The following is a 17,081-nucleotide window of genomic DNA, read 5'->3' as shown; positions in this document are numbered from 1 at the left end:
AGTCTCGGCGCGTGCTCGATGCTTTCCCCGGTCCCGGCCGACAGCCCCCGCCCGCACGGCGCAGCGACCGCCCCCGTCGGCCGTCCGGGTCGCGGGCGCGGCGGCTCGTCTCGGCCGCCCTGGCGGCCCTGGGCGTGGGGATCGTGGCCCAGCTGGCGGCGTCCCGTCCGGTTCCCGACGGCGTCCGGGTCGTCGTGGCGGTCCGGGAGGTGGCGGTCGGGACGGAGCTGACGGACGGCCTGCTCACGGTCCGGGAGGTCCCGCGGACCGCCGTGCCCGAGGCGGCCCTGGGCGGTCTGGACGAGGCCGTGGGCCGACCGGCGTCCTCCGTCCTCGCTGCGGGCGAGGTGCTGACCCGCCACGACGTGCGGGCCGCCGACCTCGTGTCCGGGCTCGAGCCCGGGACCGTCGCCGTGTGGGTCCCGGTCGCCGAGCCGGCCGTCACGGCCGCGCTCGCCGGTGGTGACCGCGTCGACCTGAGGTCGCCCGGGGACGGGTCGTTCCTGGCCCGGGACGTCCTCGTGCTCGCGGCGGGGCCGGGGGGCCCGGAGCGGGACGGCACGGGCGGCGCGTGGGTGGCCGTCGACGCCGAGCAGGCGCGCTTCCTGGCGACCCAGCGGGCCGATCCCCTGGGAGGTGCGGCGCACGTGGCCCTGCACCGTCCGTGATCCTCTCGGCACACCCCTACGGGTGGGGGGTACCTCCCCTGGGCTGCTAGGCTGCCCCGCGGACCGAGGCGCGAGGGCTGCGCCCCGCCGACCCCCCAATGACCCTGGACGCCATGGCCGCTGCCCTGCGTCCGCACGGAAGGAGAAGGCCTTGCTGAAGGGCTTCAAGGAATTCATCATGCGCGGCAACGTCATCGACCTCGCCGTCGCCGTCGTCATCGGCGCCGCGTTCGCGGCCGTCGTCGAGCAGGTCGTCTCGAGCCTGGTCACCCCGCTGCTCAACGCCATGGGCGGCGCCGAGGCCCAGGGGCTGGGCTTTGAGATCATCGACGGGAACCCGGCCACCTACATGGACTTCGCGGCGATCATCAACGCCGTCATCGTCTTCCTGCTCACCGCGCTCGTCGTCTACTTCGTCCTCGTCGTGCCGATGAACAAGTTCAACGAGCTGCGCATGCGTGGCAAGGAGGAGCCGGAGGAGGTCTCCGAGGAGATCGCCACCCTGCGCGAGATCCGCGACCTGCTCGCCGCCCGCCGCAGCGACGGGACGCTCTGACCCAGAGCCACCCGCAGGGGATGTCCCCCACGCCACGGACGCCTCCGGCCCTCGGCCGGGGGCGTCCGTGCGTCCGGCGGGCCGGTCAGTCCCAGTGCGGAGGACGCTGGTCCACGATCCAGGCGTCCCGTCCGCCGTCCTGCGGGGCGGTGGCGACGTCCGCCGTGCCCGCCGACGACGGCAGGTCGTCCGCCGGATCCGTCCCCGCGGCGGTCGCCGGCGCATCGACCCGGCGGTGCCGGCGGGGGCGCGGACGGTCGGCGGGCGGACGGGGGCCGGTCACGAGCCGTCCGGTCCCTCGCCGGCCGCGGCCCCGTCGCGGGGCGTCCGCCGACCGGCCGCGCGGAGGGCCTCCAGGACCCGGGCGACCTCGCGGGCGGGGTCGGTGAAGACGTCGGTCCCCCGCACCCGGAGCGGGACCCACCCCATCCGCGTGAGCTGCTCGTGCCGCAGCCGCACGTCGTCCCGGCCCGGCTCCGTGCGGGCCGCCTGCGGCGAGACGTCACCGTCGACGGCCACGACCATGCGTGCCGCTGCGCCGTCCCGGTCGTCCTCGGCCACGGCCAGGTCGAGGGCGTGCGGCCCGTGGCCCATGCCCTCGACCACGGTGAGGCCCTCGTCGCGCAGCCGCCGGGTCAGCTCCGCCAGGACCGCCGACCGGTACCCCCGGTGCGGCTGGTCGGTGGCGCCGACCGCCTGACGCACGACGTCGGTCCCCGGTCCGGCGGGCCACCGGTCCACCGGGACCGGCGTGACGACCGCGACCCCGTGCCGCGCCGCGGCCAGCACCGCACCCGCCCGCCGGGCGTCGTGGGCGGCCTGCGGGCCGGTCACCCACAGCACGTGGTCCCGCACCTCGCCGGCCACCCGGTGGACGGGCCGGACCAGGCACGGTTCCGGCCGGTCGTCGAGGTCGCCCAGGACCCCGGCCAGCACCGGGTCGGGCGGCGCACCGGCCTCCGAGGCCGACCGGGCCAGCGCGGCGCGCAGCGCGATGCCCACGTCCTCGGCGGTGGCGTCGTCCTCGGTGACCACGAGCAGGCTGCCGTCGGGGTCCCGCCGGGCCTGCCCCACGGCCAGGTCGACGGCCTGGGCGACCTGGGCGCCGACGTTGCCCTCGGCGACCACGGACCGGGCGGCGGGAGCACGCCATACCCCCGGGAAGCTGTGCACGGGCACCGGCATGAGCGGGGCCAGCGGGGCGACCAGACCCTGGTGGAGGGCGCGGTACTGGGTCTGCAGGTGCCGGACGGGAAGCACCGCCGAGGCCTCCTCGAGCAGCGAACGGGCCGGCTCCTCCCGTCCGGCCTCCCCCTCGGCACGGGGGTCGGCGACCACGGAGAAGGGGACGGGCCCGGGCCCTCCGCCGTCCCCGACGACGAGCACCTGCCGGCCACGGGACAGCGCGGGCACCGACCGGGCGGTCGTCGTGCGCCCGGCCCGCTCGACGACGACGAGGTCGAAGGTGGTGTCGGGAGGCAGCACGGCCGGCACGGCGAGCGGCGAGGCGAGCACCACCGGCTGGGCCGCGCGGACCACGTCGGGGGCCCGGCTGATGAGGTCGCGCAGGTCGATGGCCCCCACCGCGGCCTCGTCGACGGCCCGTTCCCAGGCGGCCAGCTGAGAGGCGTGGGCCTCGCGGGCCCTGCCCAGGCGGCGCAGGACGGCCACCCGTGCCCGTGCGGCGTTGCGCCGCAGGTGGGCCCGGTCGGCCCGGCGGAAGGCCCGCTCGGCGTCCCGGACGGTCGCGGCCGGCAGCTGCTGGGGGACGGCGTCGGAGCGCAGGTGCAGCAGGACCGAGGAGCGGTGGACGTAGCGCACCTCGGCGGACACCCGCTCCGGCGGCACCCCCCGGCGGGCCAGGTCGTCGACCAGCTCGCCGAGACCCTGCTCCCGGACCGGCTGCAGCAGCGGGTGGGCCACCGCCGCCACGGGGGCCCGGTCGGCCCGCGCGTCCAGCCCGACGAGCCGTTCGAGCACCGTGTCGAGGTGGACCGTGGTCAGGTCCTGACCAACCGGGGTGGACGCGAAGACCTGCGCCAGCCAGGCCAGGTCCTCCCCGACCGGGGCGTGGGCCGCCAGGGCCTCCTCCCAGCCCTCGGGGGCCGCAGGACGGGCGGCACGGCCGGCCACCTCCTCCCACTCGGCCCGCTCGTCGCGGGCCCGCCGGACCCGCTGCGGCAGGTCGCTCGGGGGCGTACCGGGCCGCAGCAGGGAGCGCACCTGTCGGCGCAGGCGGGCGCGGGTCACCGCGCCGGGCCGACCGGTCACCTCGTCGCGGGCCGCGGTGGCGGCAACCATGTCGTCGAGGGGGGCGTCGTAGATCTGCGGCGAGAAGACGTCGAGCGTCTCGCTCGCCCGGGCCACGAGCGTCAGCCGGTGGGCCCACTGCTCGAGGGTGACCGGCACCGGCATCCCGGCCGCCCGGCAGACCCGCTCGGCCTGCTCGCGGGCGGTCCCGAAGGCGCCCGACACCATGCGGGCCACGATCTCCTGGGCCCGGGAGGCCTCGTCGGCCGTGGACAGCCGGGCGCCGTACCAGGGGTCGTCGCCACGTCCTCGCGTCCATGCGCCCGCCGCGGCGGCCTCCACGAGCGCGTCGGACACCGCGGACAGCTCGTCCTCGCCCAGGGCCTGCAGCTCCCCGGCGGAGAGCCGGACCCGCGAGCCGGGCGGGGTCTCCAGCGCGGCCAGCGCCGCCAGGTCGTCCTCGACGCCGGCCAGGGACAGTCCCCACGGCTCGTGGCGGTGGTGCAGCACGTCGTGCTCGCGTCGCAGCACCGCCAGCGCGTCGGCCCGGGCCGGCAGCGGGTCGGGGCCCGGCTCGGGAGGGACCTCCCGGGGCAGGTGCTCCAGGGCGTGGCGCACCGCGGCCAGCCCGGCGCGCATCGACGCGGGGTCCTCGGCCAGGTGCAGGCACAGGTCCCCGAGGCCGACGTGCGCCAGCCGACGCTGCAGCGACTCCAGGGCGGCGCGCTCCTCGGAGCAGACGAGCACGCTGCGCCCCTCGGAGAGGGCCGCGACGACGACGTTGGCCACGGTCTGGGTGGCGCCGGTGCCGGCCGGGGTGTCGAGCACCAGGTCGGCCCCCCGGGAGGCCTCGTCGACGACGAGCCGCTGGGCCCGGTCCGCGTCCAGCGCCGACAGCTCCTGCGCCGGGTCGTCGGCCCGCGACGGGTCCGGCCCGTCACCGGGGAAGGAGACGTCGACCCCCGCCAGGGCCGCGGCCACGTCGTGGCCCGCCAGCGAGTGCGGGTCCCCGGTGAAGCTGGTGACCAGCGGCAGCTTGGCCCACGGGAAGGTGCCGAGCACCATCTGCGGCCCGATCGCGAAGCCGGTCAGCTCCACGCAGAGCTGCTCGAGGGCCTGGTAGGTCATCCGGGGGTCGAACCCGTGGTGCTGGGCCGAGAGCCCGGCCAGGCCCACCGGGTCCAGGTCGAGGTGCATCTCGCTGCGCAGGTAGTGCTCCAGCACCGGGTTGAAGACGACGTCCTCGTGCAGCTCCAGGACGTGGTCGGAGTGGGCCGCGTCCACCGGCCGGATGCGGCAGCTGCGCAGCAGCACCGGGGCCCGGGGCGGCACGGGCACGCGCTGCAGGCTCCACGTGGCCAGTCCGATCGCCAGGAACCCGGTCTCCATCCCGTGCTCGCGGCGCAGCTCGGACGTCTTGTCGCGGATGGCCCCGATCCGGCGGGAGGCGTCGAGGAAGGCGACGTGCTCGCGGACCAGCTCGGACAGCAGCGTGGGTCGGCCGGAGAGCAGCTTGGCCACCCCGCCCGGGTGGGCCAGGTTGAGGTCGAACGTGCCGGTCAGCGATGTCCGGTGCCACAGCAGGGTGTTCGGCCCGCCGAGCTCGGCGACCTCCCGCCGCCACCGTCCGCGGGCGCGCTGGACGGCCTCCACCCGGGCAGGGTCGAGGGCGTGGGAGGGATGGGCCGGGGTCACGCTCCCAGGCTAACGACTCGACGACGCGCCACCGTGAAGGCGCCCAGGGCGAGTGCGGCCGCCGCGGCCGCGGCGTTGAGCACCCCGTATCCCCACAGGTCCATGACCACGCCGGCCAGGGCACCGCCGACCGCGGCGGACAGTCCCATGACGAGATCGGCCGCCCCCTGCACCGCGGCCCGCTCGGCCACGGGGACGGCCCCGGCGATCGTGCCCGACCCCGCGACCATCGTGCACGACCAGCCCAGCCCGAGCAGGACGAGCCCGGCGGTGAGCCCGGCGGACCAGCCGACGGCGGACAGGCCGGCCAGCACCGTGGAGGTCAGCAGGATCGCCACCCCCAGCAGGACCACCCGGTCCGCGCCGAACCGGTCGGTGAGCTGCCCGGCGACCGGCGCGAGGCCGTACATGCCGAGGATGTGCAGCGAGATGACCAGGCCGATGATCTCGATCTGGGCGTCCCCGTGCCGCATGTGCAGGGGGGTCATCACCATGACGGCGACCATGACGACGTGGCCGACGGTGAGCGCGACGGTCCCCCACAGCGCCACCGGGGTCGCGGCGATCAGGCGCAGCCCGGTGGCTACGTTCCCCCGCCGCGCCGAGACCGGCATGGCGTGTTCCTGGGCGGGGGCGGCACGCGCGGCGAGCTCGCGGGAGAGCCGGAGCGGGTCGGGCCGCAGGAGCAGCTGGAGCAGCAGCGCGGCGAGGGCGAACCCGGCCATCGACAGCACCCAGGCACCGGCCAGCGGCGGCATGCCCAGCTGGCCGGCGATCCACCGGCCGGGTCCGATGAGGTTGGGTCCCAGCACCGACCCGATCGTCGTGGCCCACACGACCCAGCTCAGCTGGCGCCCGCGGCGCTCCGGCGTGGCCAGGTCCGTGGCGGCATACCGGGCCTGGTTGTTGGCGGTGGTCGACGCCCCGAAGAGGGTGGTGCCGAGCAGGAGCAGCCAGAAGGCGCCGGTGGCGGTGGCGGTGATGGCCAGGAAGGCCCCCACCGTGCCGAGCAGGTAGGCCATGACCAGGCCGGGGCGGCGCCCGTGCCGGGCCATGACGGCGGCCACCGGGATCGTGAAGAGCGCCCCGCCGAGGACCTGGGTCGTGGTCGCCAGGCCGGAGAGCGCGTCGCTGCCGCTGACCTCGGCGGCCACGATCGCGGCGACCGCGATGCCGCTGGCGACCCCGATGCCGCCGAGGGTCTGGCTGCCCATGAGGGTCAGCACGGTGCGCGACTGGACGTGCTGGCTCTGCGGGTCGGCCAGGGGGGTGGTCGTGGGCGTCACCGGGGCAGTCTCGCAGAGCGGGGCGAGCGTTCCCGCACTAGTGGCCCTCCCCCAGCTGGCCCGTCAGCTGTTCGTGCCGGGCGGCGGACGACCAGTTGAGACCGACGATCTCGACCTCCTTGCCGAGGCGCTCGTACTTGGTCTGCACGGCGTCCAGGGCGGCGACGGTGGAGGCGTCCCAGATGTGGCTGTCGGACAGGTCGATGACGACCTTGTGCGCGTCGCCGGCGTAGTCGAACTGATAGACGAGGTCGTTGCTGGTCGCGAAGAAGAGCTCGCCGGAGACCTTGTAGGTGCGCACGTCGGGCTCGCCGTCGCCGTCGACGTCGGTCTCGACGACCTGGTCGACGGAGGCGAAGTGGGCCACCCGGCGGGCGAAGAGGATGATCGCGGCGTTGACGCCGACGATGACGCCGTACGCGAGGTTGTGCGTCACGACGGTGACGACGACCGTCAGGAGCATGACGAGGTTCTCGCTGACCGGCATCCGACGCAGCGTGGCCGGGTGGACGCTGTGCCAGTCGAAGGTCGCGACCGAGACCATGATCATGACGGCGACCAGCGCGGCCATGGGGATCATGCCGACGGCCGGCCCGGCGCCGACCACCAGGGCGAGCAGGAAGACACCGGCGAGGAAGGTCGAGATCCTCGTGCGGGCGCCGGAGACCTTGACGTTGATCATGGTCTGGCCGATCATCGCGCAGCCGCCCATGCCGCCGAAGAAGCCGGAGGCGAGGTTGGCGACGCCGAGCCCCCAGCTCTCGCGGGTCTTGTCGGAGTGGGTGTCGGTGACGCCGTCGACGAGCTTGGCGGTCATCAGCGACTCGAGCAGGCCGACGAGCGCCATCGCGAGGGCGTAGGGGCCGATGATCTGCAGGGTCTCCAGGGTCAGCGGCACGTCGGGGACGAACAGCTCGGGCAGGGAGGTGGGCAGCTCGCCCTGGTCGGAGACGTCCGGCAGCTGCCACCCGGCCGCCCACGCGAGGGTCGTGATGACCACGATCGCCACGAGCGGTGCGGGGACGGCGGTGGTCAGGCGCGGCAGGCCGACCATGATGAGGAGGCCCAGCGCGACCATCGGGTAGACGAGCCACGGGACGTCGACGAGGTAGGGGACCTGCGCCATGAAGATGAGGATGGCCAGGGCGTTGACGAAGCCGACCATGACCATCCGTGGGATGAAGCGCATGAGCCTGGCCACCCCCAGGACCGCCAGCACGATCTGGAGGACACCTGCGAGCAGCACCGTCGCGATGAAGTAGTCCAGGCCGTACTCGCGGGCGACCGGGGCGATGACCAGGGCGACCGCCCCGGTCGCGGCCGTGATCATGGCCGGGCGGCCACCGACGAACGCGATCGTGACGGCCATGACGAAGCTGGAGAACAGCCCGACCCGTGGGTCGACCCCGGCGATGATCGAGAACGAGATCGCCTCGGGGATCAGGGCGAGCGCGACGACGAGGCCCGCGAGCACCTCGGTGCGCAGACGGCGGGGGTTGCGCAGGGCCGCGCGGGTGGAGGTCTCGCGCTCCCCGGCCTCGGGGACCACGTGGAGGTGCGGCTGCCCCGGGAGGGTGGTGGTGCTGGTCGGCTCGGCCATGGGGCTCCTCGGGGACCGCGTGGACACAGGAAAGCGACGGCGGCCCGCCGTCGCTGCACCGGACAACTCTACCGCAACGTTAGAGTGGTGCGGATGCCCACCACCGACCTGGCCGCCGCCGTGCGGCCGCAGGAGGACGCATGACCCTCGACGCAGACGTCGCCGCACAGACGGCGCGGCGGCGCACGTTCGCGGTGATCTCCCACCCGGACGCCGGCAAGTCGACCCTCACCGAGGCCCTCGCCCTGCACGCGCACGCCATCGCCGAGGCCGGGGCGGTGCACGGCAAGGGCTCCCGCCGCGGGGTCGTCTCCGACTGGCTGGACATGGAGCAGGCACGCGGCATCTCGATCACCTCGGCCGCGCTGCAGTTCACCGTGGACGACGTCGTCCTCAACCTCCTGGACACCCCCGGGCACGCCGACTTCTCCGAGGACACCTACCGGGTGCTGGCCGCGGTCGACTGCGCCGTGATGCTGCTGGACGCCGCCAAGGGTCTGGAGCCGCAGACCCTCAAGCTGTTCGAGGCCTGCCGCGTGCGCGGCACCCCGGTGATCACGGTGATCAACAAGTGGGACCGCCCGGGGCAGGAGCCGCTGGCCCTCCTCGACGAGATCGAGGAGCGGCTGGGCATCGTCCCGACCCCGGTCAACTGGCCGGTGGGCATCGCCGGCGACTTCCGCGGGGTGATCGACCCCACGACGGGCGGGATGACCCAGTTCACCCGCACCCCCGGCGGCGCCACGCTGGCCGGACGGGAGTCGATCGACGCGGACGAGGCCGCGCGTCGGCACGGTCCGGACTGGACGCAGGCGGTCGAGGAGTTCGAGCTGCTCACCTCCTCGGGCCAGTCGCACGACCAGGACACCTTCCTGGCGGCCCGGACGACCCCGGTCCTGTTCGCCGCGGCGGTGCTCAACTTCGGCGTCGCCGAGCTCCTGGACGCGGTCACCACGATGGCTCCGCCGCCCGGGCCGTGGACCGACGTCGAGGGGCGGCCGCGACCGGTGGACGGGCCGTTCTCCGGGTTCGTCTTCAAGGTGCAGACCGGGATGGACCGGGCCCACCGCGACCGGCTGGCGTTCATGCGGGTCTGCTCGGGCAGGTTCGAACGGGGCTCGGTGCTGACCCACGCCGCCAGCGGTCGCCCGTTCCAGACCAAGTACGCCCAGTCCGTCTTCGGCCGCGAGCGCGAGACCATCGACGAGGCCTACCCCGGCGACGTCGTGGGTCTGGTCAACGCCCAGTCCCTCAACGTCGGCGACACCCTCTACGCCGAGGACAAGGTCACCTTCCCGCCGCTCCCCCGGTTCGCCCCCGAGCACTTCGCCGTGGTCCGGCCCCGGGACACCGGCCGGTCCAAGCAGTTCCGCCGGGGCATCCAGATGCTGGACCAGGAGGGTGTCGTCCAGGTCCTCGTCTCCGACCGCCGCGGCGCCCAGTCCCCGGTCCTGGCCGCCGTCGGCCCGATGCAGTTCGAGGTGGCCACCCACCGGCTCGAGCACGAGTTCAACGCGCAGTCGGTCCTGGAACCGCTCGGGTATGCGGAGGCGCGCCGGACGACGCGCGCGGCGGTCCCCACGATCGACGCCAAGCACGGCGCCGAGGTGCTGGAGCGCACCGACGGCACCCTCGTGGCGCTCTTCTCCGACCGCTGGCGCATGGGGACCATCGCGGCGGACCTGCCCGAGGGCAGCCTCCTGCCGCTGTTCGGCACCGAGGACGGGGTCGCCCCGTGACCACCGACGGGGCGGACGGGCTCGTGCACATCGGCGAGGTCGCCGAGCGCACCGGCCTGTCCCACCGCACGATCCGTTACTACGAGGAGATGGGCCTGGTCAGCCCCGCGGGCCGCACCGAGGGCGGATTCCGGCTCTACGACGAGGCCGGCATCGCCCGCCTGCTGCTCATCACCCCGATGAAGCCGCTGGGCTTCTCCATCGAGCAGATCGGCGAGCTGCTCGGGGCGCTGGACACCACCGCGGACCCGGAGGCGGACCCGGCCGACCGCGAGCGGGCACGGACGGTCCTGGACGAGGCTCACGCCGGGGTGGCCCAGCGCATCCGCGACCTCAAGGAGGCCACCGCACGGGCGGAGTCGTTCGCCGACCGGCTCGGCCGCGAGGTGTCCCGGTCGGTCCCCGGACGCTGACCCGGCCGGGCACACTGGGACACATGGCTGGCCCGCTGCGCCTCGGTCCCGTGCTGCGCCACGTCGACGACCGTTCCGCGGCGGTCTGGGTCGAGACCGACCGGGCGGCCACGGTCACAGTCCGGCTCGAGGACCACCCCACCGGGCGCACCGAGTGGCATCGGCCCACGTTCGCCGTCCACGACCACCACTACGCCCTCGTCGAGGTGACGGACCTGACCCCGGGGTGGCGCACGGCATACCAGGTGCTCGTGGACGAGGAGGTCTGCTGGCCCGAGCCGGGCACGCCGTTCCCGCCGAGCACGCTGTCCACCACGACGGGCGACGGTGCCGTGCGGATGGCCTTCGGGTCCTGCCGCACCAGCGTTCCCCACGACGCGCTGCACCACCTCACCCACGGGGTGGACGCGTTGCGCACCTTCGCCCTGGAGGTCGCCGACGGCGGGACCGGCCCCATGGGGCGACGGCCCGACCTGCTGCTCCTGCTCGGCGACCAGGTCTACGCCGACTCGACCAGCGCGGCCATGCGCGAGTTCATCGCCTCGCGCAGGGACCTGGACGAGGAGCCCGGCCCCGAGCTGGCCGACTTCGAGGAGTACGCCCACCTGTACGGCCTGGCCTGGGGGGAGCCGGCGCTGCGCTGGCTGCTGTCGTGGCTCCCCTCGCTGATGATCTTCGACGACCACGACGTCCGGGACGACTGGAACACCTCGGCGGAGTGGCGCGAGCAGATGGAGGCGACCTCGTGGTGGCACGGGCGCATCGTGGCCGCCCTCGGCTCCTACTGGGTCTACCAGCACCTGGGCAACCTCTCGCCGGGGTCCCGGGCTCGCGACCCGCTCTGGCAGGAGCTCCTCCGGCGGGAGCGGGACGCCGACGGTCGGGAGGTCGACCTCACCGCGGCCGTCGACGCCTTCGCCGGCGAGGTCGACGCCGACCCGACGACCTACCGCTGGAGCTACACCCACCCGCTCGGCGGGTCGCACCTGGTGGTGCTCGACTCCCGCGCCGCCCGCGACCTGACCCCGGGGAGCCGGTCCATGCTCGACGGGCCCGAGATGGCCTGGGCGGACGAGCAGCTCACCGGCGGTCACGACCACCTCGTCGTGGCGACGTCCCTGCCCTTCCTGCTGCCGCGCGGCCTGCACCACCTGGAGTCGTGGAACGAGGCCCTGGTCGACGGTCGCTGGGGGCGGTGGCCCGCGGTCGTCGGCGAGCGGCTGCGGCAGGGCCTGGACCTGGAGCACTGGGGCGCGTTCAGCGAGTCCTTCGACCGGGTCGCCGCCATGGTGGACGAGGTCGCCGACGGGCGGCGCGGGCAGGCACCATCCTCGGTCGTCTTCCTCTCCGGCGACGTGCACCACTCCTACGTGACCGAGGTCGAGCGCACGACGGGCTCCCGCATCCTGCAGCTGGTCTGCTCCCCCATCCGCAACCCCCTGCCCCGGGCGATGCGGGCCCTGGTCTCCGGGATGTCGCACGCGGCCCGTCCGTTGGGCCGGCTGCTGGCCGCCTCTGCCAAGGTGCCCGACCCGCGGTGGTCGTGGCACGGGGTGGCCGGTCCCTGGTTCGACAACAACCTGGCCCTGCTCGAGATCGACGACGGGCACCTGCGTGCGGCCTGGGTGGCCGGCCGCGTGCTGGGCGGGCAGGACGACCGCCCGCGGCTGACCACCGTCGCCGACCTCGAGCTGGACGTGCCACCGGCAGGCTCGCAGCACCGTCCGGCCGTGGCACGCGTCCACCCGGGGGTCGTCGGCGGTACCCGGGGGCGGGTGCTGCGCTGGCTGGAGCGACGGGCCGACCGGCGGGGCCGGGACGCGGATCCCGCCGGCTGACCCCGGCGCTCAGCCCGTCGCCGCGACGAGCACCTCGAGCACGTGCTGGTAGGGCCGGCCGGTCGCCCGGCTCATCCCGATCTCGCAGGTCCGGTTGTCCGAGACGTAGGCCGCGTAGGGCCTGCGGTCCACCTCCGCCGCCTCGGGGGCGGTCGCGGACGCGGTCAGCTCCGGATGCAGCATCCCCCGGTCGCCGGCGAAGCCGCAGCAGCCCCAGGCCAGGGGGACGGTGACGTCGTCGCTGACGTGCCGGGCCACGGCGACCAGGGCGTCCGTCGACCCCAGGTGCACGCCCGAGCAGGTCGGGTGCACCACGACCGGACCCACGGGGGCGGTCACCGGCAGCCGGTCCAGCAGGTGCTCGGCGACCCAGCGGGTGGCGTCGACGACGTGCATCGGACGGTCGGGGTCCCGGCCGATCATCTGCACCAGGCCCTCCGCGCACGAGGACGCCTCGCACACCACGGGCAGCCGTCCGTGGTCGGTCGCCTCCCACAGGGCGGGCAGCACCCGGCGCATCATCGCGGCGTACCCCGACGTGCGCCCCTTGGACTTCCAGGGCGTGCCGCAGCACAGACCGCCGAGCCCGGGCGGGTCGACCAGCACGGCACCGGCGCGGTCGGCGAGCAGCCGCAGAGAGCGCTCCGCACCCGCTCCCGGGTCGCCACCGTCACCGGCCGCCCCGAACATGGTCCCGACGCAGGGGGCGAAGTGGACCGCGGTCGTGGCGGTTCTCCTCCCGTCGGCCCCCACGGCACGTGCGGCGGTCTCGGCGCCGCTCCCCCGGCGTGGCCCGCCGCCGGGCAGCCGCCGGTCGTAGCGCGGCACCTGCTCGTGCGGCAGCACCCGGCGGGCCACGTCGGTCGCCGCCTCGGCCAGCCGCGGCACCCGCTCGGCCACCGTCAGGGCGGCGGACGCCGCCAGGGTGCCGGCACCCCATACCTGCGCCGCCCCCCGCCACGCGACCTCCCCGACCGGGCCGGAGGACTCGGCCCGCAGCCGCCGGGTCAGGTCCCCGGTGTTGATCTGCACCGGGCAGACCGTCAGGCACATCCCGTCGACGGCACAGGTCTGCGTGCCGTCGTACTCGTACTGCTCCGCCAGCTCCGCCGCCAGCGCCTCGTCGCCCCGCAGCTGCGCGGCGCGCATCTCGCGACGCGCGACGATCCGCTGCCGCGGGGTCGTGGTGAGGTCCCGGGAGGGGCATACCGGCTCGCAGAACCCGCACTCCACGCACCGGTCGACCTCCTCCTCGACCTCGGGGGCGGTCTTGAGGTGGAGCAGGTATGACGTGGGGTCGTCGGAGAGGACCGACCCCGGGTTGAGCAGGCCGCGGGGGTCGATGAGCCGCTTGGTCTCCCACATCACGGCGTAGAGCTCGTCGCCGTACTGCCGGCGTACGAACGGCGCCATGATCCGCCCGGTGCCGTGCTCGGCCTTCAGCGACCCGCCCTCGGACAGGACCAGGTCGACCATGTCCTCGGTGAAGGCCTCGTAGCGCTCCAGCGAGGCCGGGTCCTCGAACCGCTCGTTGAGCAGGAAGTGCACGTTGCCGTCGCGCGCGTGGCCGAAAATCACCGACTCGGGGTAGTCGTGCCGGTCGAAGAGGCCGGTCAGCGCCATGATGGTGTCCCCGAGCCGGTCGACGGTGACCACGACGTCCTCGAGCAGGGCGTTCGTGCCGCTGGGCCGGGCCCCGGCGACCGCGCTGTAGAGACCCTTGCGCACCCGCCACAGCCCGGCGCGCTCGGCCGTCTCCCGGGTGAGCCGGTAGGGGGTGCTCACCGGCAGGTCGGTCAGCAGCCGGCCCGCGCGGTCGACCGCGTCGGCGAGCTCCGCGGGGTCGTCGGCCTGCCACTCCACGAGGAGGGCGGCGTGGTCGACGACGTCCAGGTCGCGGATCAGCTGCGGGCAGGCGGGGTCGAGCGCGGAGACGCGCAGGGACGCCGCGTCGAGCAGCTCGGCGGTCGCGGTGCCCGCCTCGACCAGCCGGGGGACGGTGCCGGTGGCGGTGACGACGTCGTCGAAGACGAGCAGCCCGGTCGCCACCTGGGACCGGACCGGCACGGTGCGGAAGGTGGCCGAGGAGACGAACCCCAGCGTGCCCTCGCTGCCGATCATGAGCCGGGCCAGGATCTGCACGGGGTCGTCGTGGTCCAGGTAGGCGTTGACGCCGTAGCCCATGGTGTTCTTCATCGCGAACAGCCGCCGGACCGTGGCCACGGACTCCGGGTTGCCGCGCACCCGGTCGCGCAGGCGCAGCAGCCCGGTATGCAGCTCGGGCTCCGCCGCGCGCAGGGAGGCGTCGGCGTCGGAGGCACCGGTGTCCACGACCGTGCCCGACGGCAGCACCAGGACCAGCGACTCCAGGGTGGCGTAGGTGTTGGCCTCGGTGCCGCACTGCATGCCGGAGGAGTTGTTGGCCACCACCCCGCCGACGGTGCAGGCAGCCTCGCTGGCGGGGTCCGGGCCCAGGCGTCGGCGGTAGGGCGCCAGATGGGCGTTGACCATGCCGACGGTGGTGCCCGGGCGCACGCGCACCCGATGCCCGTCGTCGAGCACCTCGACGCCGCGGAAGTGCCGGCGCACGTCGACCAGGACGGTGTCGGTGACCGCCTGCCCCGACAGGCTCGTGCCCGCGGCCCGGAACGTCAGCGGCGTGCCGGCACGGTGGCAGGCGGCCATCACCGCGGCGACCTGGGCCTGGTCGGAGGGGCGCACGACCAGGTCGGGCACCAGCAGGTAGTGGGAGGCGTCGTGGGCCAGCGCATGGCGGTCGATCGCCCTGTCCGAGACCCGGTCCGGTCCCAGGACCCGGGTCAGTTCGTTGCGCAGGGTCTCCATGACGCCTCCTCGACCGGGCCGGCGGCCCTGGGTCGATCATGACAGCCGCGACCGCCAGCGGGAAGGAGGGGCCCGCGCACGGGACGAGGTCAGGCCTGGAGCTCCTCCTGGGCGGGACGTTCGGCACCCGGCTGCTCCTCGGCCCGGGCCAGCACCTTGACGAGGAGGGCGTCGAGGGTGTCGAGGTCGCCGTCGTCCATCGCGTCGAGGAAGATCGAGCGGACGGTGCGGACGTGCCCGGGCGCGGCCGCCTCGAGGGCCGCCCGGCCGGCCGGGGTGAGCCGCACGAAGGAGCCGCGCCCGTCCTCCGTGCAGTCCTCCTTGGCCACGAGACCGCGGTTGGACATCCGCCGCAGGTGGTGCGACAGCCGGCTGCGCTCCCAGTGCATCTGCTCGGCGAGGACGGAGATGCGCAGGCGCTCCCCCGGCGCCTCCGACAGCCAGACCAGCGTCTCGAAGTCCTGCATGGACAGGCCGCTGTCCCGCGACAGGGCGCGACCGAGCGCCGCCGGCAGCTCGGTCTGCACGCGCAGCCACCGGCGCCACAGCTGCTGCTCGCGGTCGTCCAACCAGGGAGTCTCGGCCTTCGTCATGACTCCACCCTACCAGTTGCTTGACGCGTCATCCATGATCGGGTAGTGTCGGTGACACATCAACAACAACCCTCTGCGAAAGGACCTCCCATGTCGGTCACCGAGCTCAACGGCACCTACACCATCGACCCGTCCCACTCCCGTGTCGGCTTCTCCACCCGCCACGCGATGGTCACCAAGGTCCGGGGCGCCTTCAACGAGGTCACCGGCCAGGCGACCACCGGCCCCAACCTGGAGGACGCCTCCGTGGAGGTCACCATCCAGACCGGCTCCGTGGACACCCGCAGCGCCGACCGGGACGGCCACCTGAAGTCGGCGGACTTCTTCGACGTCGAGCAGTACCCCGAGATGACCTTCCGCTCGACCGAGGTCACCGCCCCCGACGCCGAGACCCTGCGCGTCACCGGCGACCTGACCATCAAGGACGTGACCCGCCCGGTCACCGTCGACTTCGAGTACGCCGGTGCTGCCCAGGACCCGTTCGGCAACGACCGGGTCGGCTTCGAGGGGTCCACCGTCGTCAACCGCAAGGACTTCGGCCTCACCTGGAACGCCGCGCTCGAGACCGGTGGGGTCCTCGTCTCCGAGAAGGCCACCCTCGAGTTCGAGATCTCGCTCATCAAGGCGGCCTGACTCCACCCCCTCTCCCCGGGGATGTCCCCTGCCCCGGGTGAGCCGCACCCCCGCACCGGTCCGCCGGCGCGGGGGTGTCGTGCGTCAGGAGCGCGACGGCATACCCCCTCAGGAGCGGAACTGCGTGAAGTCCGCGGTCCTCGGGTCGGCGAACATCCGCTCGCCGGCGACCCGGCCGCGGCCGACCTGACCGGGTACGGGCCCCTGCCCGCCGACCTGGCCCGCGACCTGCTCACCCCCACCGACCCCCAGGACGACCCCCACGTCGACGACGAGGCCGGCGCCGGCCCCCAGGACGGCCCCGGCGAGGAGCAGAGGAGCACCGGGACGGCTCCCGTGCCGTGCCCGGCCGGAGGCCGGTGCACCGACGCAGCCTGCACCGCCGTCCACGGCGGCACACCCCCAGGACCACCCCTCGCGACCCCGCCGGCCGGTACGGCCAGCTCGACCCCGCCCACCGGCACCGCCGGCCCCGGGGAACGGGCCGTCCCGGACCCGGGCCTGGTCCGGGCGGCCAAGGTCTGGCTGCGCCGGCTCTACACCGACCCGGTCACCGGCACCCTGACCGTGCGCGACCCCCGCCGGCGGGCCTTCACCGGCAACCTGCGCGCCACCCTCATCGCCCGCGGCCGCTACTGCGCCACCCCCTGGTGCGGAGCCCCGATCCGCCACCTGGACCACATCACCCGCTACCGCCACGGCGGCACCACCACCACCGACAACGCCCGCGGCCTGTGCGCCCGCTGCAACCTGGCCCGCGAGCACCCCCGCCACGCCGACCCACCACCACAGTCCTACCAGGACCCACCACCGCTCCTGGACACCTTCCACGGCCGACCACCCACCACCGCACCACCACCCCGCACCCACCCCACCGACGACAGCGACCACGGCCAGGCCGACGACCAGGACGACCCCCTCCCACGCAGCGCCTGAGGGTCCGGCTCCCCGCGGTCTCGTGCCCCC

Annotated in this window: 13 protein-coding genes; 7 read left to right on the top strand and 6 right to left on the bottom strand. The window is 74.7% G+C overall.

The window, feature by feature from the left end; translation table 11 throughout:
• The first annotated feature begins 11 nt into the window (after positions 1-11).
• Both FJR00_RS02380 and mscL read left to right on the top strand, forming a co-directional pair.
• A complete protein-coding gene (locus tag FJR00_RS02380) occupies positions 12-668 on the top strand; it encodes an SAF domain-containing protein (protein ID WP_141337299.1) in 657 nt (218 codons plus the stop codon).
• A 151-nt stretch (positions 669-819) separates the two neighbouring features.
• Entirely contained in the window at positions 820-1,224 is a 405-nt protein-coding gene (mscL, locus tag FJR00_RS02375) for a large conductance mechanosensitive channel protein MscL (RefSeq protein WP_141337298.1), read from the top strand.
• An 85-nt stretch (positions 1,225-1,309) separates the two neighbouring features.
• On the opposite strand, the gene FJR00_RS02370 is transcribed toward mscL, so the two are convergent.
• From FJR00_RS02370 to FJR00_RS02355, 4 genes are read right to left on the bottom strand one after another with little or no spacing between them, the layout of a single operon-like run.
• Positions 1,310-1,507 carry a hypothetical protein gene (locus FJR00_RS02370; RefSeq protein WP_141337297.1) on the bottom strand — a complete coding sequence of 66 codons (198 nt, stop codon included), beginning with the start codon at positions 1,505-1,507 and terminating at the stop codon, positions 1,310-1,312.
• Positions 1,504-5,169: a hypothetical protein gene (locus FJR00_RS02365; RefSeq protein ID WP_141337296.1), complete on the bottom strand. Its 3,666-nt coding sequence runs from the start codon at positions 5,167-5,169 to the stop codon at positions 1,504-1,506. Before FJR00_RS02365 ends, FJR00_RS02370 begins: the two co-directional genes overlap by 4 nt.
• Positions 5,166-6,455: an MFS transporter gene (locus FJR00_RS02360; protein ID WP_238330261.1), complete on the bottom strand. Its 1,290-nt coding sequence runs from the start codon at positions 6,453-6,455 to the stop codon at positions 5,166-5,168. The genes FJR00_RS02365 and FJR00_RS02360 overlap by 4 nt, the downstream gene beginning before the upstream one ends.
• 37 nt (positions 6,456-6,492) lie before the next feature.
• Positions 6,493-8,055: a SulP family inorganic anion transporter gene (locus FJR00_RS02355; protein ID WP_141337295.1), complete on the bottom strand. Its 1,563-nt coding sequence runs from the start codon at positions 8,053-8,055 to the stop codon at positions 6,493-6,495.
• 140 nt (positions 8,056-8,195) lie between these two features.
• On the opposite strand from FJR00_RS02355, the gene FJR00_RS02350 reads away from it, so the two are divergent.
• Genes FJR00_RS02350 through FJR00_RS02340 form a run of 3 tightly spaced genes read left to right on the top strand, consistent with a single transcriptional unit; the run spans position 8,196 to position 12,045 of the window.
• A complete protein-coding gene (locus tag FJR00_RS02350) occupies positions 8,196-9,794 on the top strand; it encodes a peptide chain release factor 3 (protein ID WP_141337294.1) in 1,599 nt (532 codons plus the stop codon).
• Positions 9,791-10,207: a helix-turn-helix domain-containing protein gene (locus FJR00_RS02345; protein WP_238330260.1), complete on the top strand. Its 417-nt coding sequence runs from the start codon at positions 9,791-9,793 to the stop codon at positions 10,205-10,207. Before FJR00_RS02350 ends, FJR00_RS02345 begins: the two co-directional genes overlap by 4 nt.
• Positions 10,208-10,230: 23 nt before the next feature.
• Positions 10,231-12,045, top strand: a complete 1,815-nt coding sequence (locus FJR00_RS02340; RefSeq protein WP_141337293.1) for an alkaline phosphatase D family protein — start codon at positions 10,231-10,233, stop codon at positions 12,043-12,045.
• A gap of 9 nt (positions 12,046-12,054) precedes the next feature.
• On the opposite strand, the gene FJR00_RS02335 is transcribed toward FJR00_RS02340, so the two are convergent.
• Both FJR00_RS02335 and FJR00_RS02330 read right to left on the bottom strand, forming a co-directional pair.
• Positions 12,055-14,889, bottom strand: a complete 2,835-nt coding sequence (locus FJR00_RS02335; RefSeq protein ID WP_141337292.1) for an FAD-binding and (Fe-S)-binding domain-containing protein — start codon at positions 14,887-14,889, stop codon at positions 12,055-12,057.
• Positions 14,890-14,978: 89 nt separating this feature from the next.
• Positions 14,979-15,482 carry a MarR family winged helix-turn-helix transcriptional regulator gene (locus tag FJR00_RS02330; protein ID WP_141337291.1) on the bottom strand — a complete coding sequence of 168 codons (504 nt, stop codon included), beginning with the start codon at positions 15,480-15,482 and terminating at the stop codon, positions 14,979-14,981.
• A gap of 90 nt (positions 15,483-15,572) precedes the next feature.
• Here FJR00_RS02330 and FJR00_RS02325 point away from each other — a divergent pair, with 90 nt between their 5' ends.
• Complete coding sequence (locus FJR00_RS02325; RefSeq protein ID WP_141337290.1) at positions 15,573-16,115, top strand: YceI family protein; 543 nt, start codon at positions 15,573-15,575, stop codon at positions 16,113-16,115.
• Positions 16,116-16,136: 21 nt separating this feature from the next.
• The gene (locus tag FJR00_RS02320) at positions 16,137-17,051 is read left to right on the top strand and encodes an HNH endonuclease (protein ID WP_181409459.1); all 915 of its coding nucleotides are present in this window, start codon (positions 16,137-16,139) and stop codon (positions 17,049-17,051) included.
• Positions 17,052-17,081: the final 30 nt, after the last annotated feature.

It is taken from the genome of Ornithinimicrobium kibberense (assembly GCF_006519705.1).
Taxonomy (GTDB): domain Bacteria; phylum Actinomycetota; class Actinomycetes; order Actinomycetales; family Dermatophilaceae; genus Ornithinicoccus; species Ornithinicoccus kibberensis.
The sequence above is the reverse complement of the archived record's forward strand: the minus strand, read 5'-3'. Positions and strand labels throughout refer to the sequence as shown.